Origin of the sequence: Kribbella pratensis, from assembly GCF_004366075.1 — a bacterium.
Lineage (GTDB): Bacteria > Actinomycetota > Actinomycetes > Propionibacteriales > Kribbellaceae > Kribbella > Kribbella pratensis.
The window spans coordinates 1,990,074-2,011,811 of the sequence record NZ_SODU01000001.1 but is presented as its reverse complement, the minus strand read 5'-3'; the positions used below and the strand labels follow the sequence as shown (position 1 = coordinate 2,011,811).

The window sequence follows — 21,738 nt, the reverse complement described above, 5'->3', positions numbered from 1 at the left end:
TGGCACTCCGAGCGATTGAGTGCCAGGACAGTCGGAGAGGGTGGTGCGCGTGCTCGACGAACGCAAGCTGGATGTGCTCCGCGCCATCGTCGAGGACTACGTGGCCACTCATGAGCCGGTCGGCTCGAAGACATTGGTCGACCGGCACAACCTCGGCGTCTCTCCGGCCACCGTGCGTAACGACATGGCTGCGCTGGAGGAGGAGGGGTACATCACCCAGCCGCACACCAGCGCCGGCCGGATCCCGACCGACGCGGGCTACCGGCTGTTCGTCGACAAGCTGAGCACGGTCAAGACGCTGTCGAGCGCCGAGAAGAAGGCGATCACGTCGTTCCTGGCCGGAGCGGTCGACCTGGACGACGTCGTCCGCCGTACCGTCCGGCTGCTCGCCCAGATCACCCGCCAGGTCGCCGTCGTGCAGTACCCGTCGCTGAACCGGTCGAGCGTCCGGCACATCGAGGTCGTCACGATGAGCCCCCGGCGGTTGCTGCTGGTGCTGATCACCAGCAACGGCCGGGTCGAGCAGCGGCTCGTGGAGCACCCGCACGATGTTGACGAGCAACTGATCGCGGACCTGCGGTCCCGGTTGAACACTGCGCTCGCCGGGCAGCGGCTGACCGACGCGACGACGTCCCTGGCCGGTGTGCCGGAGCAGTTCGCGCCGGCCGACCGGTCACTGGTCGCGGCGATCGTCACCACCTTGCTGGAGGCGTTCACCGACGAGGTCGGCGAGCAGCGGATCGCCGTCGGCGGAGCCGCCAACCTGACCCGGTACGGCGACGACTTCGAGCGGAACGTCAAGCCGGTGCTGGAGGCGCTCGAGGAGCACGTCATCCTCCTCAAGTTGCTCGGTGAAGCGACCAACCCGCAGACGCTGACCGTTCGCATCGGTCACGAGAACCCGTTCGAGGAGCTGGCCACCACGTCGGTGGTCGCGACCGGGTACGGGTCGCAGTCGGAGGCGCTGGCCACCCTCGGCATCGTCGGCCCGACCCACATGGACTACCCGAGCACGATGGGCGCAGTGCGCGCCGTCGCGCGTTACGTCAGCCAGATCCTGGCCGAATCCTAATCAAGACAACCCCTGGTCTGGAGTATGAGCACCGATTACTACGCCGTCCTAGGTGTCAGCCGTGACGCTTCAGCGGACGAGATCAAGAAGGCGTACCGCAAGCTGGCACGCCAGTACCACCCGGACGTGAACGACTCCGAGGACGCGCACCAGAAGTTCCAGGAGATCGGGCGCGCGTTCCAGGTGCTCAGCGACCCGCAGAAGCGGCAGATGCACGACCTCGGCGGCGACCCGTTCGCCTCCGCGGCCGGTGGACCGGGCGGCGCCGGCTTCGGCCAGGCGTTCACGTTCACCGACATCATGGACGCGTTCTTCGGCCAGACCGGCGGAGCCACCCGCGGGCCGCGGCCGCGGACCCGGCGCGGTCAGGACGCGCTGATCCCGCTGCGGATCGACCTGGCCGAGGCGGCGTTCGGCACGACGCGGGAGCTCAAGGTCGACACCGCCGTACTGTGCCCGACCTGTAGCGGGTCCGGCGCGGCGGCCGGCTCCGAGCCGGTCACCTGCGAGATCTGCCACGGGCGTGGCGAGGTCACGCACACGCAGCGGTCGTTCCTCGGCGAGGTACGGACGATGCGGCCGTGTCCGAACTGCCGCGGCTACGGCACCACGATCCCGAGCCCGTGCGTCGAGTGCTCCGGCGACGGGCGCGTGCGCTCCCGCCGTACCGTGACCGTGAAGATCCCCGGCGGCGTCGACACCGGCACGCGGGTGCAGCTGTCCGGTCAGGGCGAGGTCGGCCCCGGCGGCGGTCCGGCCGGCGACCTGTACGTCGAGATCGAGGTCGAGCCGCACGACATCTTCACCCGTAACGGCGACGACCTGCACTGCACAGTGACGCTGCCGATGACGGCGGCGGCGCTTGGTACGACGATCGACCTGCCGACGCTCGAGGGCGAGACGACACCGCTGGAGATCCGTCCCGGCACGCAGTCCGGTACGGCGATGACGCTGTCCGCACGCGGCGTACCGCGGCTGCGGCACGCCGGTCGTGGCGACCTCATCGTCCAGATCATCGTCGAGACGCCCACCAAGCTCGACGACGCCCAGGCCGAGCTCCTCAGGAAGCTCGCGGCGGTCCGCGACGAGGAACGCCCGCAGGGCCAGGTCCAAGCCACCCACAAGAGCGTTTTCGGCCGCCTCCGCGACGCCTTCGGCACCCACTAGATGACACCGCGACGCCCCACGGACGTCTCGCCTCCCCGCCGCGCCTCAGCGGTGCGGAGGCGCGTCGCTTCCCCGCCGCTTCTCAGCGGGGCGGGACGTGTCGCCTCCCTGCCGCTTCTCAGCGGTGCGGGGAGGTCTTCGTAAGTGGGGGTCGCCGTGTTCTTTCACTCTGACCTCGACGAGGACGAGCTGGTGCTCGACGGAGCCGAGGGGCGGCATGCAGCCGTCGTACGGCGGATCGGCCCGGGAGAGCGCGTTCGCCTGACGGACGGACGGGGGTCCTGGGCCGAAGGGGCCGTGGTTGCCGCGTCCAAGGCCGGGGTGACCGTGGCGGTGGACGAGCGGGGCGCCGTCGTTGCCGCCGATCCCCGCGTGGTTGTGGTGCAGGCGGTGCCGAAGGGCGAGCGGGCCGAGTTGGCGGTGGAGATGCTGACCGAGGTCGGCGTCGACGTGATCGTGCCGTGGAACGCGGAGCGCAGTCAGTTCCGCGCGAACCCGGAGCGGGTCGAGAAGACGCTCGCGAAGTGGCGGGCGTGGGCGTTCGAAGCGAGCAAGCAGTCGCGGCGGACCTGGTTCGCCGAGGTCGCCCCGATCGCGACCACGGCCGAGGTCGCCGAGTTGCTGGCCGGCGCGGCGCTCCCCGTCGTACTGCACGAAGAAGCCACCACCCCTCTGGCCTCCCTCGAACCACCCGCCACCGGCGACATCGTCATAGTCATCGGCCCCGAAGGCGGCATCGCACCCACTGAGCTGAAATCCTTCGCCACCGACCCGGTCCGACTGGGCGACACCGTCCTCCGCACCTCAACAGCCGGCGTCGCCGCAGCCGCCGCCCTCCTCGCCCACTCCCGCTGGACCTAACCAGCCACTGCTCGCGGCGGGGTAAGAAACCGTCGCTCAGTGACGATTAGTTTCCCCACCTCAGGTTCGGACGGCCTGCTGGTACGCCGCTAGTACGTCGGCGTCGTCGATGCTGCCGTGGTGGTGGAGCTGCTGCCACGTGCCGGCGTACCTGAAGATCCGTGTCGTGCGGATCTGCACCGGCTGCTGCCCGAGCTCCGGATGCTGGTACGTCCCGACCTCTCGTCCCGCGAACACCACCGAATCGCCGAGCCAGTACGTCGCCGCGTCGCCGAACGTCACCTGGACGTTCAAGGTCCCCGCGAACACTCGCGCGTACAACTCCCGCACTGCCTCCCGCGACCGCAGGATTCCGCCGATCGGGTTGTTCAGCTGCACCAACTCGTCATCCGCCCACCCGCCGACCAGCGTCTCCAGGTCCTTGCTGTTCAGCGCGTAGTAGAACGTCTCGAGTGCCGCGAGCGCCCCGTCGCGCCCAGGCAGCTGCGCCTCCGCCACCCGCGACTGTGCGCCCGGCCCGAATCCGTAGTCGACCAGCTCGATCATTCGCAACCCCTCGCTAAGCTGTTAGACAGGAACCGAACACAACTGTACGACAGGGATCGAACACCATGTCCGTCGAGTCAGCTCGTGCACGTACGCTCAGCCATGTCGACCCGGCCGAGGTGCCGTTGCAGGCTGCGCTGGATGCGCTGGCGGACCCGGTGCGGCGCTCGATCCTGCGTGACCTGTCCGTCCACGACGACTGGACCCGCGCCTGCGGCACGTTCGACCTCCCGGTGAAGAAGGCCACCGCCAGCCACCACTTCGCCGTACTCCGAGCCGCCGGCCTGATCGAACAACGCGACGAAGGCGCCCGCCGCCTCAACCGCCTCCGCCGCGAAGAATTCGACACAGCCTTCCCCGGCCTCCTCACCGCCACCATCGACCGCGCGGACTGAGGAACTACTTCACGACGATCGACTTGGTGTCCGTGTCCGTGACGCTGCCGTCCTGGTCGGAGAGCAGGTATACGCTGATCTGCCACGCCCCGGGCGTGAGGGTGAGCTGGAAGGCGTACGGCGAGAACTTCTGGCCCTCCGCGGTGTTGGCGAAGCTCTTCCTCGTCTCCCGCGTCTTCAGGTTCGTGACCTCGTAGTTGACCGTCGCCTCGAAGGCCGCCGCGACCCCCTGGACGGTGACCTTCGGCGCGACCATCTGGTTCTCGGACGGCGAGTCGATCCAGACCAGCGCCTGCACTTCACCCGCCGCGGCGCGGGACACCGGGGTTCCGGTGTCGATCTGGCCAAAGAGCTTCCCGGAGGATCGGCCGGCCTCGGTGATCTGAATCGGGGTCTTGTTGTCCTGGAGCGCGCCTTGGACGGTGTAGACGAGTTGTTGGGTGGCGACCTTGGCGAGGTCAGGGTCGAGGTTGGACTTCGGGAGTTGCTTGAAGTCGACTGTGACGATGCCGTTCGAGCGGGTGACGGTGTTCAGGGCTGCGCCGCGCCAGACCGAGTAGTAGTCGGGGTCAGTCGGTTGCTTGGTGGTCATGATGCGGACCGCCTGCTCGGCCGGGCGGCCGCTGACCTTGGCCCAGGTGCGGTACAGGCGCGCGGCCGACTTCTTCTGCGCACCGACCTGCTGGCCGAGCCAGTACACGGGTACGACGGTGCTCTTGACGGCCGGTTCCGGTACGCCGCGGTCCGTCGGGCTGACGGTCTTCGCGGAGGGCGAGGTGCTCGGGGGCTCGGTGGGCGCCTGGGACGGTGCGGGGGAGGGGATCGCGACCGACGGGGTTCGGCTCTCCGGTACGACGGTTGCGGTGGTTGTCGTGGTGGAGCCGGCCACTGCGTCGCCGTCGTCGGCGGTGTTGTCGGGGCCGTTGAGCATGGTAAAGGCGCCGATCGCGGCGGCCGTGCCGGCTGCGGCGAGGCCGGCGGTCAGGAGCCAGGGGCGTCGCGCGGCGGAGCGCTGGGCGTGCGCGCGGGCGCGGATCTCCGGCAGCGCGTCGGACGGCTCGATCCGGTCCGCCTCCTCGTGGAGAGATCGCCGCATCAGCTCGTCGAACGGGTCGTTGGGGTCGTTACTCATCCACGTCCTCGCTTCGCTCCGGGCGCGGATGAGGCTCCGAGCGTGCTGTGTTGTTTGATGAACTCGCTTCGCTCGTTCATGCGTTCTGCTCCAGGAGCTGGCGCAGCGACTTGCTCGCGCGCGCGGCGTGGCTCTTCACGGATCCCCGGCTGATACCCATCGTGTCCGCGATCTCGGCCTCCGACAGGTCACCGTAGTAGCGCAGGACCATCACTGTGCGTTGCTTCTCCGGGAGGGTCCGCATCGCCTCGATCACCCGGTCGGTCTCCTCGGTCCGCAGTACTGCCTGCTCCGCGCTCGGCTCATCGGGAAGGGTCCGAGGGGTGTGCTTGTCCACCACCACCAGGTGGCGCTGGCGGGAGCGGCAGCGGTTCACCACCGCGGTCCGCAGGTACGCGAGCGCCTTGTGCGGGTCGCGCAGCCGGTTCCAGCGGGCGTGCATCGCGACGAAAGCGTCCTGCACGATCTCTTCCGCCGTACCGGTGTCACGCAGCAGCAGGGCGCCGAGGCGGACCAGCGAGGTGTAGTGCGCGGTGTAGACAGCCGTCAGCGCCTCGTCGGCATCCCACGAGGACTCATGTGTCACGCACTCTTCGTACACCACGGCCGGTTGTGCCACGACACGAAGACGCGAAGACCGCCTTCCAGGTTGACAACGGCATGCCCGAACGGCCGGCAGTCTGAAGAGATGAAGCAGCGCGGCGACGGTCAGTGGTCGGGCACCGTGACATCACGTACGCCGCCGCGCTGGACAAGGCCCAGCGCCTGTCGCCGTCCGATGTCACCGTGAACCTGCACCCCCGGCGGGGAGTGGACCTCGAGCGGAACCGCCGGCTCGCTCTCGAGCACGGGGTGCTCCAGGCCGGGTCCGGAGCCGGACGAGATTGCCCGCCTCGCCGGTGTCCTGAGCCCCGAACGCCGCCGCCGGGGCGACGCCGGTGAAGCCACCCGAGCGGCGCCCGGGAAGCGTGTCCCGGCGAATTACGAGTGAGGGTGTCGGGCGGGACGGCTAGCATGGGTGGACCACTTCATCGGCATCAGGAGGGAACAGGCTGTCCAGGCCACGCAGTATCGAACCGGAGGCGCGCCCGAACGGCACAGTTCCAGGCGCAGCCGCCAGCACGCAGGCGTCGCACAAGATCGTCGTGCCGAACAGCATCGACATGGTGGCCCTGCTCGGAGCCCGGGACGAGTTCCTCCGCATCGTCGAGAAGGAGTTCGCCGCCGACATCATGGTCCGCGGCAACGAGATCACGCTGAACGGCGAGCCGGCCGAGCTGGCCCTGGCCGAGCGGCTGATCGACGAGCTGATCGCCGTGATCCGCACCGGGCACGGGCTGACCGCCGACTCGGTCGAGCGCAGTATCGCGATGATCAAGCAGGCCACGGCCGAGAGCCCGGCCGACGTGCTGACACAGAACATCCTGTCCAGCCGCGGCCGCACGATCCGCCCGAAGACGCTGAACCAGAAGCGGTACGTCGACGCCATCGACAAGAACACGATCGTGTTCGGGATCGGCCCGGCCGGTACCGGCAAGACCTACCTGGCGGTCGCCAAGGCGGTTCAGGCGCTGCAGGCCAAGGAGGTCAACCGGATCATCCTGACCCGGCCGGCCGTCGAGGCCGGTGAGCGGCTCGGGTTCCTGCCCGGCACCCTGTCGGAGAAGATCGACCCGTACCTGCGGCCGCTGTACGACGCCCTGCACGACATGCTCGACCCGGAGTCCATCCCGCGGCTGATGACCGCCGGCACGATCGAGATCGCGCCGCTGGCCTACATGCGCGGCCGGACGCTGAACGACGCCTACATCATCCTGGACGAGGCGCAGAACACCTCGCCGGAGCAGATGAAGATGTTCCTCACCCGGCTCGGGTTCGGCTCCAAGATGGTCGTCACCGGCGACGTCACCCAGGTCGACCTGCCGAACGGGACCCATTCCGGGCTGCGGGTCGTGCAGGACATCCTCGAAGGCGTCCAGGACCTGACGTTCTGCCGGCTCACCTCGCACGACGTGGTTCGGCACAAGCTGGTCGGCCGGATCGTCTCGGCGTACGAAAACTATGAAGGTAGTGCTGACAACCACCGATGAACGTCGAGGTCAACAACGAGTCCGGGGTCGAGATCGACGCACACGGACTGATGCGGCTCAGCCGGTTCGTGCTGTCGTCGCTGCGGCTGCACCCGGAGTGTGAACTGTCGATCAAGCTGGTCGACGAGGACACCATGGCGCGATATCACGTCGAGTTCCTGGACCTGCCGGGTCCGACCGACGTGATGTCGTGGCCGATGGACGAGCTGCGGCCGGGTTCCGACGGCGACGCCGACGAGGACCTGCCGCTCGGGCACCTCGGCGACATCGCGCTGTGCCCGACGGTCGCCGCCGCGCAGGGCGCGAAGGCCGGTCACGGCACCTGGGCGGAGCTGGAGCTGCTGACGGTGCACGGCATCCTGCACCTGCTCGGGTACGACCATGCCGAACCCGCCGAGAAAGCGGAGATGTGGGACGTCCAGGGCCGCCTGCTGGAAGCATGGCGCGCACCTGGAAACCGGCTAGAGGCGTGATACTGCGATGACTTCCCACGACCTTGGTCTTCTGGTTGTGGCTGTGGTGCTCGTTCTGCTGGCCGGGCTGCTCGCCGGGGCCGAGGCTGCGCTGTCGTCGTACTCGAAGGTGCGGGCGAACGAGCAGGTCGAGCTGGGCAACCTGCGGGCGGTCCGGCTGCGCGACCTGCTGTCCGACGCCCCGCGGTACCTGAACTCGCTGCTCCTGCTCCGGCTGATCTGCGAGATCACGGCGATCGTGCTGGTCACCCAGGCGCTGTCCGGCGTCCTCGAGGTGACCTGGCAGCACGTGCTGATCACGGCCGTGGTGATGGTGCTGATCTCGTACGTGATCATCGGGGTCGCGCCGCGGACGCTCGGCCGGCAGCACTCGGACCGGTTCGCGATCATCTCGGCCGGCCCGGTGATGGCGCTGACCCGGATCCTCGGGCCGCTGCCGAAGTTCCTGATCCTGATCGGTAACGCGCTGACCCCGGGCAAGGGATTCGCCGAGGGCCCGTTCGCGACCGAGGCCGAGCTGCGGGCGCTGGTCGACTACGCGGAGAAGTCCGCGGTGATCGAGTCCGGCGAGCGGCAGATGATCCACTCGGTGTTCGAGCTCGGCGACACCATCGTCCGCGAGGTGATGGTCCCGCGCACGGACATGGTCTACATCGAGCGGCACAAGAAGCTCCGCCAGCTCACGTCGCTGGCGCTGCGCTCCGGGTACTCGCGGATCCCGGTGATCGGCGAGTCGCTCGACGACATCGTCGGCGTCGTCTACCTCAAGGACGTGATGCGCCGGGTGTACGACAACGCCCAGGCCGAGTCGACCGAGCGGGTCGAGTCGGTGATGCGGCGGTGCATGTACATCCCGGACTCCAAGCCGGTCGACGAGCTGCTCCGGGAGATGCAGGCGGCCCGGATGCACGTCGCGATCGTCGTCGACGAGTACGGCGGAACGGCCGGCCTGGTCACCATCGAGGACATCCTGGAGGAGATCGTCGGCGAGATCACCGACGAGTACGACGAGGACCCGGACTCGGTGCAGCAGCTGTCCGACGGCGCCTACCGGGTGTCGAGCCGGTTGCCGATCGACGAGCTGGGCGAACTGTTCGGCGTACCGCTGGACGACGACGACGTCGACACCGTCGGCGGCCTGATGGCCAAGCTGCTCGGCAAGGTGCCGATCCCCGGGGCCGAGGTGGGGATCGAAGGTCTGTCGCTGACCGCGGAGCGGCCGTCCGGCCGCCGCAACCAGGTAGGTACGGTTCTCGTACGGCGCGAGGAGCCGACTCCCGCGCCGCAGGACCAGAACCACCAACACGCCTGACCTAGGAGCTCTTGTTGTCAGACCTTTCGGCGGAGGACGCCAAACTCGTCACGCTCGCCCGAGCTGCCCGTGCACGGACGCGGGCCGCTGAAGGAGCCGCCGTACGGGACTCCGACGGGCGGACGTACTCCGCCTGCACGGTCGCGCTCGACACGGTCGAGCTGACCGCGCTGCAGCTGGCGGTGGCGATGGCGCTCGCGTCCGGGGTGAAGGGTCTCGAGGCGGCCGCGGTGGTCACCGAGTCCGAATCCGCCGATGTGGGCGTCGTACGGCACTTCGCCGGCGCCAACATTCCCGTAGTACTTGCCCTTGGCACTGGAGAGGTCCGCGATGTCGTCCACACCTGAGAACTTCAAAGCGGGTTTCGCCTGCTTCGTCGGCCGGCCGAATGCGGGCAAGTCCACCCTCACCAACGCCCTGGTGGGCAAGAAGATCGTCATCACGTCGTCGAAGCCGCAGACCACGCGGCACGCGGTCCGCGGGATCGTGCACCGGCCCGACGCGCAGCTGATCCTGGTGGACACACCCGGTCTGCACAAACCCCGCACGCTGCTCGGTGAGCGGCTGAACGACCTCGTGAAGACCACCTGGGCCGAGGTCGACGTCATCGCGGTCTGTCTGCCGGCCAGTGACAAGATCGGCCCGGGTGACCGCTTCCTGGCGGCCGAGGCGGCGAAGGTCGCGAAGACGCCGAAGGTCGCGCTCGCCACCAAGGCCGACCTCGTCGAACCCGAGCGGATGGTCGAGCACCTGGCCGACATCCAGGCGCTCGGCGAGTCGTCCGGCATCGAGTGGGCGTCGATCGTGCCGGTGTCCGCGACGTCCGGGTACCAGGTCGACCTGGTCGCCGACGAGCTCGTGAAGCTGCTGCCTTCCGGTTTTCCGCTGTACCCCGACGGTGACATCACGGACGAACCGGAGGAGACGCTGGTCGCGGAGCTGATCCGCGAGGCGGCGCTCGAGGGTGTCCGTGACGAGCTTCCGCACTCGATCGCGGTGACGATCGACGAGATGGGGCTGCGCGAGGACCGGCCGGAGGACAAGCCGCTGCTGGACGTGTACGCGAACATCTTCCTGGAGCGGGAGAGCCAGAAGGGCATTGTGATTGGCCACAAAGGCGCCCGGCTGCGCGAGGTCGGCGCGGCGGCCCGGCGGCAGATCGAGGCGCTGCTCGGTACGCCGGTGTACCTCGACCTGCACGTCAAGATCGCGAAAAACTGGCAGACAGACGCGAAGAACCTGCGCAAACTAGGGTTCTGATGAACCTGCGCAATCCCGTGTACGCCGCTCTGACCGGCGTGCACGCCCCGTTCGCCGAGAGCCGCGGCAACGTCCGGCGTTATCCGCCCGCGATGGCGCCGTTCCTCGCGCTGCCCGACGTACCGGCCGAGCAGGATTGGGCCGACGCGGCCGCCCTGCTCGGGTCCGGTACGACCGGTGCGCTGATGCGCCCGGCCCTCGCGGTGCCGGACAGCTTCAAGGTGGAGCTCGAGATCGATCTGGTCCAGTTCGTCGCGCCGGAGTCGCTGCCGGCCGCTGATCCGGAGGCGGTCGTCCTCGGCGTCGACGACGTACCCGAGATGCTCGCGCTCGTCGCGCTCACCGACCCCGGCCCGTTCCGGAGCCGCACGATCGAGCTCGGCACGTACGTCGGTGTACGCCGCGACGGCGAGCTGATCGCAATGGCCGGTACGCGGTTCGCGCTCCCCGGATACACCGAGATCAGCGCGGTCTGCACGCATCCGTCGTACCAGGGCCAAGGTCTCGCCAGCCGGCTGATCCGCGCGGTCGCCGCGCACATCACCGCAGCCAGCCAGACCCCGTTCCTCCACACCGGCGGCGGCAACACCAACGCGATCCGCCTCTACAACTCCCTCGGCTTCACCCTCACCAACGAAATGAAGGTGACGGTCCTCGAGCCCGTCTAGCTCACCTCGGGGACGACTAGAGCGGCTTCTGGTAGATCAGGAAGCGGGAGACGATCTTGTAGTTGAGCTGCTCGTTGATGCCGATCATGTGGTTGTTGGACTCGGCGTTCCAGGTATCGATCTGGGTCAGCGCCGGCTCTTCGTCGCGCAGCCAGAGCAGCATCGCGGACTTGAGCAGCGCTCCGAGGCGGTGACCGCGATGGTCGCGCGACACCGCGGTGTCATGCTGCTCGCCGATGTGCGGGCGCTCCTGCTCGACCGCGACGACCGTGTGGCCGGCCAGTTCGCCGGTGTCCTTCTTCCGGGCGACCACCCGGTAGAGGGTGTGGTCGCTCTTCGCCTGGGCCTCCTCGTACGCCCGGATCCGCTCCGGGCTGTACACGTCGTCGTCGACGTCGAGATCGTCCTTCGGCGCGTCGTTGATCGACTCGGTCACCGCGACCATGCCGTCCAGCATGTCCTCCGGCAGCGACCCCGTGAACTTCACCAGCTCGTACGCCGACGATGCCGCCACCGCCTCGTCGTACAGCCGCTGGACGATGCCCCAGTCCAGCCCGGCCAGCTCCTGGCGCCGGTTGACCTCGATCGCCTTCTGCTCGAACCCGTGCCGCTGGGCGAACGCCTCCGCCTTCGGCAGGTCGAGTCCGCCGAAGCCGACCACGTTCCGGCCGAGTTCGCGGGTCAGGTTCTCGCCGTACCCGACCAGCGCCGACCCGATGCCGCGGCCGCGGTGATCGGGATGGACCTTGACGTCGATCCAGGTCTGGTTGGTGTTCTCGTGCTTCGGCACGTTGACCGTGAGCAGGCCGACCGGCGTCCCGTCCTCGCGGGCCAGGTAGGCCTTGGGCGGGACCAGGTCCCAGCCGTAGCGCAGCATGTTCGCGAAACTCCGCGGCGTGTGCTGCAGCATCTCGGGGCGGTCCAGCTTCCAACCGGCCGAGTCCACGGCGACGGCTTCCGCGCATCCGACCTCGTCGTCGGCTGACAGTTCGGTGATCTCCACGCCCTCAGGGTCCACCGAGACGCCCGTTCTGGCGACTGGTTTATCGCCGGTAGACGCGACACACCGCAATCGCGGCACTCTTGACTGATTCCAGACTGCGGAGAAGACTCGCAAACGTGGCCATCGAGTCCGAACTCGAGCAGGTGCTACGGACGGCCGCGCTCCGGGTCACCCGTCCCCGGATGGCGGTACTGCGAGCCGTGCACCAGCATCCGCATGCCGACACCGACGGGATCATCCGGGCCACCCGCGACGAGTTGCCCGACGTGTCCCATCAAGCGGTGTACGACGTACTCCGCGCACTGGCCGACGCCGGGCTGGTCCGGCGGATCCAGCCGGCCGGGTCGGTGGCCCGTTACGAGGCGCGGGTGGGGGACAACCACCACCACCTGGTCTGCCGGTCCTGCGGCGCCATCGTCGACGTCGACTGCGCGGTCGGGCACGCACCCTGCCTCACCGCGTCCGACGACCAGGGTTTCGTCGTCGACGAGGCCGAGGTCGTGTACTGGGGTCTGTGCCCCACGTGCGCCGCCGGCACTTCCTGACATCAGCAATCGCATCGAGAGGTTGAGCATGTCCGACACACCCGGCGTTACCCAGCACGGCAGTGAGAGCGAGAATCCTGCCATCGACTCCCCGGAGCCGACGGTCAGCCGGCCGCGCACCAACCGGGACTGGTGGCCGAACCAGCTGGACCTGACGATCCTGCACCCGCACGCGGCGAAGTCGAATCCGATGGAGGAGGACTTCGACTACGCCGAGGAGTTCAGCAAGCTCGACGTCGACGAGCTCAAGCGCGATCTCGTCGAGGTGATGCGGACGTCGCAGGACTGGTGGCCCGCGGACTTCGGGCACTACGGACCGCTGTTCATCCGGATGAGCTGGCACGCGGCCGGCACGTACCGGATCGAGGACGGCCGCGGCGGCGCCGGCGACGGGGCGCAGCGGTTCGCGCCGCTGAACAGTTGGCCCGACAACGCGAACCTGGACAAGGCCCGACGGCTGCTCTGGCCGGTGAAGCAGAAGTACGGCCGGAAGATCTCGTGGGCCGACCTGCTCGTCCTGGCCGGCAACGTGGCCCTCGAGGACATGGGCTTCAAGACCTTCGGCTTCGGGTTCGGACGGGAGGACGTCTGGGAGCCGGAGGAGATCTACTGGGGTCCGGAAGACACCTGGCTCGGCGACGAGCGGTACAGCGGCGACCGCGAGCTGGGTGGGCCGCTCGGTGCGGTCCAGATGGGCCTGATCTACGTGAACCCGGAAGGGCCGAACGGCAACCCGGACCCGCTGGCCGCGGCCCGCGACATCCGCGAGACGTTCGGCCGGATGGCGATGAACGACGAGGAGACCGTCGCGCTGATCGCCGGCGGGCACACGTTCGGCAAGACCCACGGCGCCGGACCCGCGGAGAGCGTCGGTCCGGAGCCCGAGGCGGCGCCGCTCGAGGCCCAAGGGCTCGGCTGGGCGAGCAGCTACGGCACCGGCAAGGCCGGCGACGCGATCACCAGCGGGCTCGAGGTGACCTGGACGAATACGCCGACCCGGTGGGGCAACGGCTTCTTCGAGAACCTGTTCGGCCACGAATGGGAGCTGACGGAGAGCCCGGCCGGCGCCAAGCAATGGGTCGCGAAGGACGCCGGGGAGTCGGTGCCGGACGCGCACGACCCCTCGAAGAAGCACCGCCCGACGATGCTGACGACCGACCTCGCACTGCGGTTCGACCCGGTCTACGGCCCGATCTCGCGACGCTTCTTCGAGAACCCCGACGAGTTCGCGCTCGCGTTCGCGAAGGCCTGGTACAAGTTGCTGCACCGCGACATGGGTCCGGTCTCGCGCTTCCTCGGTCCGTGGGTCCCGTCGGCGCAGCTGTGGCAGGACCCGGTGCCGGCGGTCGACCACGAGTTGATCGACGACGCCGACATCGCGGCGCTCAAGGAGAAGGTCCTCGGGTCCGGCTTGTCGGTGCGGCAGCTGGTGTCCACGGCGTGGGCGTCCGCGGCCAGCTTCCGCGGGACCGACAAACGCGGCGGCGCGAACGGCGCGCGGATCCGGCTCGAGCCGCAGCGCAGCTGGGAGTGCAACGAGCCGGCCGAGCTGGCGAAGGTGCTCGAGACCCTGGAGCGGATCCAGCACGACTTCAACGCGTCGCAGCCGGGTGGCAAGCGCGTGTCGCTCGCCGACCTGATCGTGCTCGGCGGCAACGCGGCGATCGAGCGGGCGGCCAAGAACGCCGGTCAGGACGTCACCGTTCCATTCCACCCGGGCCGGACCGACGCGACGCAGGAGCAGACCGACGTCGAGTCGTTCGGCGTCCTCGAGCCGCGGGCCGACGGGTTCCGGAACTACCTGCGGGCCGGGGAGAAGCTGTCGCCGGAGACCCTGCTGCTGGACCGCGCGTACCTGCTGACCCTCACGAGTCCGGAGATGACCGTTCTGGTCGGCGGACTCCGGGCGCTCGGTGCGAACGTCGGCAACGCGAAGCACGGCGTCTTCACCGACAGGACGGACACCCTGTCGACCGACTTCTTCGTCAATCTGCTGGCACCGGGATCCGAGTGGCGGGCGTCGGAGTCCGACGAGAACCTGTTCGAGATCCGCGATGTCGCGACCGGCGAGCTGAAGTGGACCGCGACGGCGGCCGACCTGATCTTCGGGTCGAACTCGCAGCTGCGCTCGCTGTCCGAGGTCTACGCGAGCGCCGATGCCCAGGAGAAGTTCGTCAAGGACTTCGTCGCGGCCTGGTCCAAGGTCATGGAGCTCGACCGCTTCGATCTGCGCTGAGGTGCCGCGTTCCGGGGCCCGCTCCTCAGGGGGCGGGCCCCGGAACCTTGGTCAGGACGGTGCCGGCATGCCGTAGGCGTGGTCGACGGTCATCGACAACATCAACCGCTTGTCCTGCACCATCACCGCGCGGTACTCGTCCCAGTCGGGGTGTTCGCCGGACGCGGTCCGGTAGTAGTCGACGAGGTCCTCGACCACCGCGTCGTACGGCTCGGCGGCGATCGGGCTGAGCTCGGCCTTGCCCTCGAGTACGACGTACGAGCGGCCGTTCGGGCCGTTGACGTACAGGCTGGCGCGAGGGTCTCGGCGCAGGTTCTTGGTCTTGGCGCGGCCGTCGGTGAGCGAGATCCGGACGCGGTCGCCGTCGAACACATAGGTGATATTGGACAGCTGCGGCCGGCCGTCCCGCTTGATCGTGACCAGCACGCCGAGCCCGTGGGTCCCGATCCGCTCGAGGAGAGTTTGCGTCATGCCGCAAGCTTAGGAATTCAAGCGCTCTTGAAGGCAAGGAACGTCCGGACCGTGGCCAGCCAGCGTTCGGGTGCGTGGGTGTGGATGCGGTGACCGGCCTCGATCGTGGTGATGGTTGCCGATGGCATCAGATCGGCGACCAGCTCGAAGCGGGACTGGTCCAGGTGGCTCTTCGGGCCGCCCGCGAGGAGCATTGTGGGCGATCGGATCGTCGACAATCCGGCCCACCATCCTGGCTGCGGGCGGCGGAGGTCCGCGATGACGTCTCTTAGGAGGAGCGGGTCGCACTTGCGTCGGGTCATCCAGCCGGCCGCTAGCAGTGCTAGCCCCGGCGTCGCGCGCGTGGTTGGTGCGGTGTCCGCGGCGTCCCGTGGCGGTACCGGCAGTTCTTCCAGGACCAGGCGGTCGACGCGATCGGGGTCCGCCATCGCGACAGCGCTCGCCACGAACGCTCCGAGCGAATTGCCGACAATCGTCAGGTGGTCCAGGCCGTCGAGTTCACCCAGTACCTGCTTGCGGAAGTCGTCGAGCCGGTACGGGCGGCGCCGCGGAGCGTTCCCGTGGCCCAGCAACGTCGGACGATGTACCCGGTACCCCAACGCCTCGAACTCGGGCACGAAGCGGTCCCAGGTCGACGGTCCACTCGTACCTGCGTGCAAACACACCAGATCTCTCATTGAACGCTCCCCTCAAACACTCACCAGAAGTACGCCGGCCACCACGACGACCAGTCCCGCGACGCGCGGCCGCTCGCGGAGCACGACTGCGCCGAGCAGTGCGCCGAGGACGACGTTCAGCGTCCGGCCGACCGCCACCGTGCCGACCGACGCGAACGACAATGCCAGCAGCACCAGCCCGTAACTGGCCGGCATCAACACCGCGATCGGTACGGCGGCCCGCCAGTGCCGGACCGCACCGCGGACGTCGCGGACGATTGTCGACAACACTACGATCTGCGCCACGTTCGCAACGGCCAGGTACGAGAGCAGGTCGACCTGCAATGACTCGACCGCAAACGCGTCCCACAACGTGTACGCCGCCGTACATCCCGCCACCGCCAGCCCGAGCGCGACACTGCGCCGCTGTGAACGCGGCGGATCCAGGATGAGTACGCCGGTCAGCACCAAGGCTGCGCCGACGTACACCTGCGGATGCGGCGGCATCGCGGCGATCGCCACCAGCGCCGGCGCCGTGCCCCGGCTGATCGGGTACACGGTCGAGAACTCGCCTAGCGCGTAGGCCTTCTGCAGCGTGACGGCGTACGTCGTGTGCAGGGCCATGCTCACCACGCCGGCCCACCAGGCCGGGGTGAGTGAGCCGCGAACGAGCAGGACGATCGAGACGGGCAGTGTGAACAGACCGCACAGCCAGACGAACGCCGGACCGCCGAGGCCACTGCGTTTGAGTAGCAGGTTCCAGGCCGCGTGGCAGCAGGCGGAAGCCGTCAGCAGGCCTAGAGCGATCACGTAGACAGTGTCTACACGAGGTAGATAGACGCTGTCTACTCGAACCTGTGGATCCGCTGAAGAAGGCCGCCGGATGCTGGTCCGGCGGGCGTGCGCTGGACACGATCGGGAGCATGACCGGGATCAGTGAGAGAGCCGTCGTGCGGCGGCTGAACGATCGACTGGGCTTCGGCCCCGCGCCGGGCGACCTGGAGGCCGGCGTCGACGCGACGGTACGGCGCCTGCTCGGTCCGGGCGCGGATGCGGCCGCGGCGGCGATTGCCGTACCGACCGGCCTCGAACCGCCGGCGAAGCCGAAGACGCCGGACAAGCAGGACAAGGACAGGAAGAAGCCGGGGCAGGATAAGGCGAAGGGCCCAGACGCTGAGACGACTCCAGGCGGGGAGAGGAGTCCAGGCGGGGAGAGGAGTCCAGGCGCGGAGCGGGATCCGGAGGCGAAGAAGGCTGCTAATCGGCAGCGGGCCGCGCAGGAACGGAAGCTGACGCTCTGGTGGCTCGACCGGATGGTCGTGAGCCGGACCGCGGGGGAGCGGGTGACCTGGTTCTGGCACGGGCACTTCGCGACCAGCAACCAGAAGGTCCGCAACGCCGCCTGGATGCTGGCGCAGAACCAGACCCAGCGCCGTCTCGCCCTCGGCCGGTTCGGCGACCTGGCGCAGGCGATGATTGTCGACAATGCCACGATCCGATGGCTGGATGGTCAACGAAATCGCAAGGGGTCGCCGAACGAGAACCTGGCCCGCGAGTTCCTGGAGCTGTTCACGCTGGGCATCGGCCACTACCAGGAAGCGGATGTGGCGCAGGGTGCGCGCTGCCTGACCGGGTGGGTGCTGTGGGAAGACGGTGCGACGTTCCAGCGCCGGCGGTTCGACTCCGGGACGAAGACGGTGCTCGGCAGGACCGGCGACTTCGACGCGAAGGATTTCGCGGCGCTCGCGTTGGCGCAGCCCGCGTCGGCCGCGTTCCTGATCGGGCGGTTGTGGTTCCGGTTGGTGTCGGCGACGCCGCCCGATGCGGCGACGGTCGCCCGGCTGAGTACGGCGTACGGCGGCAGCCGGGACGTGAGGTCGTTGCTGACGGCAATGGTTGGTGAGGCGGGATTCCGGGATCCGGCGGCGAGTCTGGTGAAACAGCCGGTCGAGTGGGCGGTCGGGTTGCTGCGGGCGCTGGGCGTCCGGCCGGGGAAGCTGGCCGAGAAGGAGCAGACCAAGTTGCTCGCCGGGCTGCGGGGGATGGGCCAGCTGCCGTACCGCCCGCCGAGTGTCGGTGGGTGGCCGGCCGGTGCGAGTTGGCTGACTACATCAGCGGGCGTGACGCGGCTGCAGCTCGCGCAGCAGCTGGCGAAGAAGGCCGACCTGTCGATTGTCGACAACGCAACCGATCGAGTGAGCGCGGTCGGCGCGCTGCTCGGTGTCGACAGTTGGTCCGAGCGGACCCGGTCGGCGCTCGCCGGTGTGAAGGATCCAGTGCAGCTGACCGCGGTGGCGGCATGCGCACCTGAGTTCGTCGTGAGCGGATAGGAGAATTGTGGACAATCTGACGAGACGACGGTTCCTGACGCTCAGCGGGGTGACCGCGGCAGGTGCGTTGGCGGCCGGGGCGACTCAGGTGAACTGGTCAGACCTCATGGCCGCGGCCGTCGACGATCCGCTGCCGAGTGATCAGTCGGTGCTGGTCGTGATCACGTTGTACGGCGGGAACGACGGACTCAACACGGTCGTCCCGGCGGCGGACCCGGCGTACCAGAAGGCTCGGCCGGACCTGGCGTACGCGGGCGACGACGTGCTCGACCTCGGCGACGGACTCGGACTGAACCCGGGGATGAAGGGCCTGAAGGGGTTGTGGGACAGCAAGCGGCTCGCGATCGTGCGCGGTGTCGGCTATCCGGAGCCCGATCGCAGTCATTTCCGGTCGATGGCGATCTGGCAGACGGCGTCGCCTAAGTCGCCGGTACCGACCGGGTGGCTCGGCCGCTGGCTGGACGCGACCGGAGCGGACCCGCTGCGGGCAGTCTCTGTCGAGCCAACCCTGCCGCCTTTACTCGCCGGCGAGACCACGGCCGCAGCATCGCTGCCCTTGCGCGGATTGGCGTTGCCGGGCGGTGCGTTGGGTACGGCGTACGCGGCGCTGGGCAAACCGAGTCCGGGCGAGGGGCCCTGGCAGGCGCGAGCGGCCAAGTCGGTGCAGGATCTGCAGAACGCGGCGCAGGTGCTGGGGAAGGCCGTTCGGAGCGGTCATGAGCACGAGGACGAGGACGACGAGGAGCGCACGAAGGGTGCCTCCGCGGGCGGTGCCTCGCAGCTTGGCGCGCAACTCGAACTGATCGCCGGGCTGATCGAGGCGGGAGTGCCGACGCGGGCGTACTCCGCGTCGCTCGGCGGCTTCGACACGCATGCGGACGAACGCGGGACCCAGCAGCGGTTGCTGACCGAGCTCGACGGCGCGCTGACGCCGTTCGTGCAACGGCTACAGCGGAGCGACCGTGGGAAGAACGCGGTTGTCCTCGTGTACTCGGAGTTCGGCCGCCGGGTGCAGGCGAACGGCAGCGACGGCACCGACCACGGCACGGCCGGCCCGGTCTTCGTCCTCGGCGAGAAGGTGACCGGCGGCTTCTACGGCGAACAGCCCAGCCTGACGGACCTGTCGAACGGCGACCTGAAGTCCACCACGGACTTCCGTGACGTCTACGCCACAGTCCTCCAGCACGTCTTAGGCGCCGACCCCGCCCGAATCCTCGCCAACCACACCACCACCATCAACGGCCTCCTCCGAGCCTGACCCCCGCCCGACCGCGCTCCGCGCTACGGCAACTTGCTGGGTCAGCCAGGCAAATGGGGCCACGGGATCAGGTTCAGGGTGGGGTAGGTGGCGGGGCGAGGGGTGGGAGGTGGAGGTGGAAGGCGGCTCCGGGCTTGCCGTCGGGGCGGTTGGTGACGGTCAGGTCGCCGCCGTGGGCTCGGGCTACGCCGCGGGCGATTGCGAGGCCCAGGCCGGCGCCTTTGCTGTCGGGGCCGTGGACGAGGCGGGCGAAGATGCGGTCGCGGACGGGCGGCGGTACGCCGGGACCGTCGTCCTCGACGCGTACGCCGGTGGGTGCAACTGTGATGCGCAGCGCGTGGGCCCCGGCCTGGCGGGCGTTGTCGACGAGGTTGGTGAAGACCTGGGTGAGCCGGTCAGCGTCGGCGGTGACGGTCGCCGAGCCGACGATCTCGACGCGAACATCGGGTGCGACCAAGCGAAGGCGAGCCGCCTGAGCCTCGGCGAGGTCGCGGAGGTCCACAGGTGCCAGGTGTAGCTGGAGCCCGGCGTCGATGCGGCTGAGTTCGAGGAGGTCGGAGACCAGCGTGCCGGCGCGACGGGACTCGCGCACCAACAACAACTCGAGCTCCTCACGTTGCGCGGCCGACGCCTCCGGACCTAGCTGAATCAGGGTTTCGGCAGCGGTTTGAAGACCTGCGACCGGAGTGCGCAGTTCGTGTGCGGCATCGGCCACGAACTCCCGCATCCGATCTTCCGATCGCCGCGCCGCGCCCTCAGCGCCTTCGAGAGCGTCGAGCATTTCGTCGAAGGCGGTTGCGGTGCGGCCGAGTTCGGTGTCCGCGCGCGACGGTTGCAACCGTCCGCCCCGCCGTCCCGCCGCGATCGACCGCGCCAACCCCGTCATCGCGTCCAACGGCGCCAACGCGAACCGCATCCCGATCACCAGTGCGAGCGCCGTGATCAGAATCGCCAGCCCGCCGGAGATCAGCAGAACGTTCCGCAATCGGGTGCTCGCGTCTGCCAGCAACCCGGTGTCGGCGGACAACAGCAACGTCGCGCCCTTCGTCTGCTGGCCCGCCTGCAGAGTTGCCTTCACCTGCCGGACAGTCTCACCCGGATCGATCGGCGGTGCACCGAGCTGCCGCCCGTTGCGCAGGATCAGTGTCACCCGGACCCCGTCCGCGTCCACCCGCCGTACCAAGTTGCCTGGCGCAACGTTCTGCCGCGCGAGCTGCTGTGCCAGTTGCGCCCGCCCGGTGAGCAGCGAGTCGAGACTGCGCTCGGCTTGCGCGTCGAACACCGCCTTCACCGTCAGCCCGGTGATCGGCAGCACCACCAGCAGTACGGCGATAGCGGTCAACGTCACCCGCACCCGCAGCGACAGGTTCATGCGCGCAACACGTATCCCGAGCCGCGGACCGTGTGCAGCAGGCGCGGGCCGTGCGCCTCCAGTTTGCGGCGCAGACCGCTGACGTAGACCTCGACCAGGTTGTCCGCGTAGTCGTCGTACCCCCAGACCGCGGTCAGCAGCTGCGTCTTGCCGACCACCTTCCCGTCCCGGCCGGCCAGGAACGCGAGCAGCTTGAACTCGGTCGCCGTCAGCTCGATCGCCGTCCCGGCCCGGCGTACCGCTTGCGCCTCGACGTCCACCTCGAGATCGCCCACCGTCAGCACGGTCCGCAACCGTCCCATCCGGCGCAGCACCGCCTCCACACGAGCGATCAACTCGGCCAGGACGAACGGCTTGACCACGTAGTCGTCCGCGCCGGTCCGCAACCCATGCAGTCGATCCCCGACAGCGTCGCGGGCGGTCAGCAGGATCACGCCGGCGTTCGACGTCTCGCGGGCGAGCGTCAGCAGTTCGAACCCGTCCCGCCCGGGCAGCATCACATCCAGCAGCACCAGATCCGGCCGGTACGTCGCCAGCTCCCGTTCGAACCCGTCACCGTCAGGCTGCGTCCGTACGTCGTACCCCGCCTCCGTCAGCGCGATCCCGACGGCGGTCCGGATCGGTTCCGCGTCCTCCACCACGAGTACTCGCGCCGTCATCCGCCCATCCTCGCACCGGCCGCGAACCATCCCGCGAGCCCGCGACGCGGATCCTCAGCACATCCTCAGCGAGCGCCTCGTAACTCTCCGTGTCTCGCCGGTCGAGATCCCCGGTTCGACGGGCCGGGGGAGTTGTGCATAGACTCATCGGCATCATGCGGCACCAGCTTCTCCTCCTTCGCTGCCGCGGCGAGGCCTGTTAAGGCCGGTTCCCTCGCCGCGGAGTTTTGTC

Annotated in this window: 23 protein-coding genes; 14 read left to right on the top strand and 9 right to left on the bottom strand. The window is 68.9% G+C overall.

Annotated elements, in window-relative coordinates:
• Positions 1 to 49 precede the first annotated feature (49 nt).
• The 3 genes from hrcA to EV137_RS09540 all read left to right on the top strand — a co-directional run bounded on the left by hrcA (position 50) and on the right by EV137_RS09540 (position 3,100).
• Positions 50 to 1,072 (top strand): heat-inducible transcriptional repressor HrcA, encoded by a 1,023-nt coding sequence (gene hrcA / locus EV137_RS09550; protein WP_134000121.1) that lies wholly within the window; start codon positions 50 to 52, stop codon positions 1,070 to 1,072.
• Between the two features lie 24 nt (positions 1,073 to 1,096).
• Positions 1,097 to 2,239 (top strand): molecular chaperone DnaJ, encoded by a 1,143-nt coding sequence (dnaJ, locus tag EV137_RS09545; RefSeq protein ID WP_134000118.1) that lies wholly within the window; start codon positions 1,097 to 1,099, stop codon positions 2,237 to 2,239.
• 156 nt (positions 2,240 to 2,395) lie between these two features.
• Positions 2,396 to 3,100 (top strand): 16S rRNA (uracil(1498)-N(3))-methyltransferase, encoded by a 705-nt coding sequence (locus EV137_RS09540; RefSeq protein ID WP_238175193.1) that lies wholly within the window; start codon positions 2,396 to 2,398, stop codon positions 3,098 to 3,100.
• A 60-nt stretch (positions 3,101 to 3,160) separates the two neighbouring features.
• Here EV137_RS09540 and EV137_RS09535 read toward each other — a convergent pair whose 3' ends face one another.
• A complete protein-coding gene (locus tag EV137_RS09535; RefSeq protein ID WP_134127907.1) occupies positions 3,161 to 3,646 on the bottom strand; it encodes a YybH family protein in 486 nt (161 codons plus the stop codon).
• Positions 3,647 to 3,711: 65 nt separating this feature from the next.
• On the opposite strand from EV137_RS09535, the gene EV137_RS09530 reads away from it, so the two are divergent.
• Positions 3,712 to 4,041: an ArsR/SmtB family transcription factor gene (locus EV137_RS09530; RefSeq protein WP_134000109.1), complete on the top strand. Its 330-nt coding sequence runs from the start codon at positions 3,712 to 3,714 to the stop codon at positions 4,039 to 4,041.
• 4 nt (positions 4,042 to 4,045) lie between these two features.
• Here EV137_RS09530 and EV137_RS09525 read toward each other — a convergent pair whose 3' ends face one another.
• Together EV137_RS09525 and EV137_RS09520 are read right to left on the bottom strand one after the other, a co-directional pair.
• Complete coding sequence (locus EV137_RS09525) at positions 4,046 to 5,173, bottom strand: Gmad2 immunoglobulin-like domain-containing protein (RefSeq protein ID WP_134127905.1); 1,128 nt, start codon at positions 5,171 to 5,173, stop codon at positions 4,046 to 4,048.
• 76 nt (positions 5,174 to 5,249) lie between these two features.
• A complete protein-coding gene (locus tag EV137_RS09520) occupies positions 5,250 to 5,759 on the bottom strand; it encodes a SigE family RNA polymerase sigma factor (RefSeq protein ID WP_238156589.1) in 510 nt (169 codons plus the stop codon).
• Between the two features lie 577 nt (positions 5,760 to 6,336).
• On the opposite strand from EV137_RS09520, the gene EV137_RS09515 reads away from it, so the two are divergent.
• The 6 genes from EV137_RS09515 to EV137_RS09490 are packed head-to-tail and all read left to right on the top strand — an operon-like array spanning position 6,337 to position 10,976.
• Complete coding sequence (locus EV137_RS09515; RefSeq protein ID WP_166679889.1) at positions 6,337 to 7,263, top strand: PhoH family protein; 927 nt, start codon at positions 6,337 to 6,339, stop codon at positions 7,261 to 7,263.
• Positions 7,260 to 7,736, top strand: coding sequence for an rRNA maturation RNase YbeY (gene ybeY, locus EV137_RS09510; RefSeq protein ID WP_130380847.1), 477 nt, complete (start codon positions 7,260 to 7,262; stop codon positions 7,734 to 7,736). The genes EV137_RS09515 and ybeY overlap by 4 nt, the downstream gene beginning before the upstream one ends.
• Positions 7,737 to 7,743: 7 nt before the next feature.
• The gene (locus tag EV137_RS09505) at positions 7,744 to 9,048 is read left to right on the top strand and encodes a hemolysin family protein (RefSeq protein ID WP_134127903.1); all 1,305 of its coding nucleotides are present in this window, start codon (positions 7,744 to 7,746) and stop codon (positions 9,046 to 9,048) included.
• 11 nt (positions 9,049 to 9,059) lie between these two features.
• A complete protein-coding gene (locus EV137_RS09500) occupies positions 9,060 to 9,395 on the top strand; it encodes a cytidine deaminase-like protein (protein ID WP_134000097.1) in 336 nt (111 codons plus the stop codon).
• Entirely contained in the window at positions 9,379 to 10,308 is a 930-nt protein-coding gene (era, locus tag EV137_RS09495; protein ID WP_133781230.1) for a GTPase Era, read from the top strand. Before EV137_RS09500 ends, era begins: the two co-directional genes overlap by 17 nt.
• Positions 10,308 to 10,976 carry a GNAT family N-acetyltransferase gene (locus tag EV137_RS09490; protein WP_134127901.1) on the top strand — a complete coding sequence of 223 codons (669 nt, stop codon included), beginning with the start codon at positions 10,308 to 10,310 and terminating at the stop codon, positions 10,974 to 10,976. The genes era and EV137_RS09490 overlap by 1 nt, the downstream gene beginning before the upstream one ends.
• A gap of 16 nt (positions 10,977 to 10,992) precedes the next feature.
• Here the strand turns inward: EV137_RS09490 and EV137_RS09485 are convergent, their stop codons facing one another.
• Entirely contained in the window at positions 10,993 to 11,979 is a 987-nt protein-coding gene (locus EV137_RS09485; RefSeq protein ID WP_238175192.1) for a GNAT family N-acetyltransferase, read from the bottom strand.
• Positions 11,980 to 12,095: 116 nt separating this feature from the next.
• Here EV137_RS09485 and EV137_RS09480 point away from each other — a divergent pair, with 116 nt between their 5' ends.
• Entirely contained in the window at positions 12,096 to 12,524 is a 429-nt protein-coding gene (locus tag EV137_RS09480; RefSeq protein ID WP_134000091.1) for a Fur family transcriptional regulator, read from the top strand.
• A 28-nt stretch (positions 12,525 to 12,552) separates the two neighbouring features.
• Positions 12,553 to 14,760 carry a catalase/peroxidase HPI gene (katG, locus tag EV137_RS09475; RefSeq protein ID WP_134000088.1) on the top strand — a complete coding sequence of 736 codons (2,208 nt, stop codon included), beginning with the start codon at positions 12,553 to 12,555 and terminating at the stop codon, positions 14,758 to 14,760.
• Between the two features lie 51 nt (positions 14,761 to 14,811).
• On the opposite strand, the gene EV137_RS09470 is transcribed toward katG, so the two are convergent.
• Genes EV137_RS09470 through EV137_RS09460 form a run of 3 tightly spaced genes read right to left on the bottom strand, consistent with a single transcriptional unit; the run spans position 14,812 to position 16,697 of the window.
• Positions 14,812 to 15,231, bottom strand: a complete 420-nt coding sequence (locus EV137_RS09470) for a PPOX class F420-dependent oxidoreductase (protein WP_134000085.1) — start codon at positions 15,229 to 15,231, stop codon at positions 14,812 to 14,814.
• 17 nt (positions 15,232 to 15,248) lie between these two features.
• Positions 15,249 to 15,908 (bottom strand): alpha/beta fold hydrolase, encoded by a 660-nt coding sequence (locus EV137_RS09465; protein ID WP_134000082.1) that lies wholly within the window; start codon positions 15,906 to 15,908, stop codon positions 15,249 to 15,251.
• A 12-nt stretch (positions 15,909 to 15,920) separates the two neighbouring features.
• Complete coding sequence (locus tag EV137_RS09460; protein ID WP_134127899.1) at positions 15,921 to 16,697, bottom strand: hypothetical protein; 777 nt, start codon at positions 16,695 to 16,697, stop codon at positions 15,921 to 15,923.
• Between the two features lie 47 nt (positions 16,698 to 16,744).
• Here EV137_RS09460 and EV137_RS09455 point away from each other — a divergent pair, with 47 nt between their 5' ends.
• Entirely contained in the window at positions 16,745 to 18,217 is a 1,473-nt protein-coding gene (locus EV137_RS09455; protein WP_238175191.1) for a DUF1800 domain-containing protein, read from the top strand.
• Between the two features lie 7 nt (positions 18,218 to 18,224).
• Positions 18,225 to 19,475, top strand: coding sequence for a DUF1501 domain-containing protein (locus EV137_RS09450; RefSeq protein WP_134127897.1), 1,251 nt, complete (start codon positions 18,225 to 18,227; stop codon positions 19,473 to 19,475).
• A gap of 73 nt (positions 19,476 to 19,548) precedes the next feature.
• Here EV137_RS09450 and EV137_RS09445 read toward each other — a convergent pair whose 3' ends face one another.
• A complete protein-coding gene (locus EV137_RS09445) occupies positions 19,549 to 20,847 on the bottom strand; it encodes a sensor histidine kinase (RefSeq protein WP_134127895.1) in 1,299 nt (432 codons plus the stop codon).
• Positions 20,844 to 21,506 carry a response regulator transcription factor gene (locus tag EV137_RS09440; protein WP_134127893.1) on the bottom strand — a complete coding sequence of 221 codons (663 nt, stop codon included), beginning with the start codon at positions 21,504 to 21,506 and terminating at the stop codon, positions 20,844 to 20,846. The genes EV137_RS09445 and EV137_RS09440 overlap by 4 nt, the downstream gene beginning before the upstream one ends.
• Positions 21,507 to 21,738 lie beyond the last annotated feature (232 nt).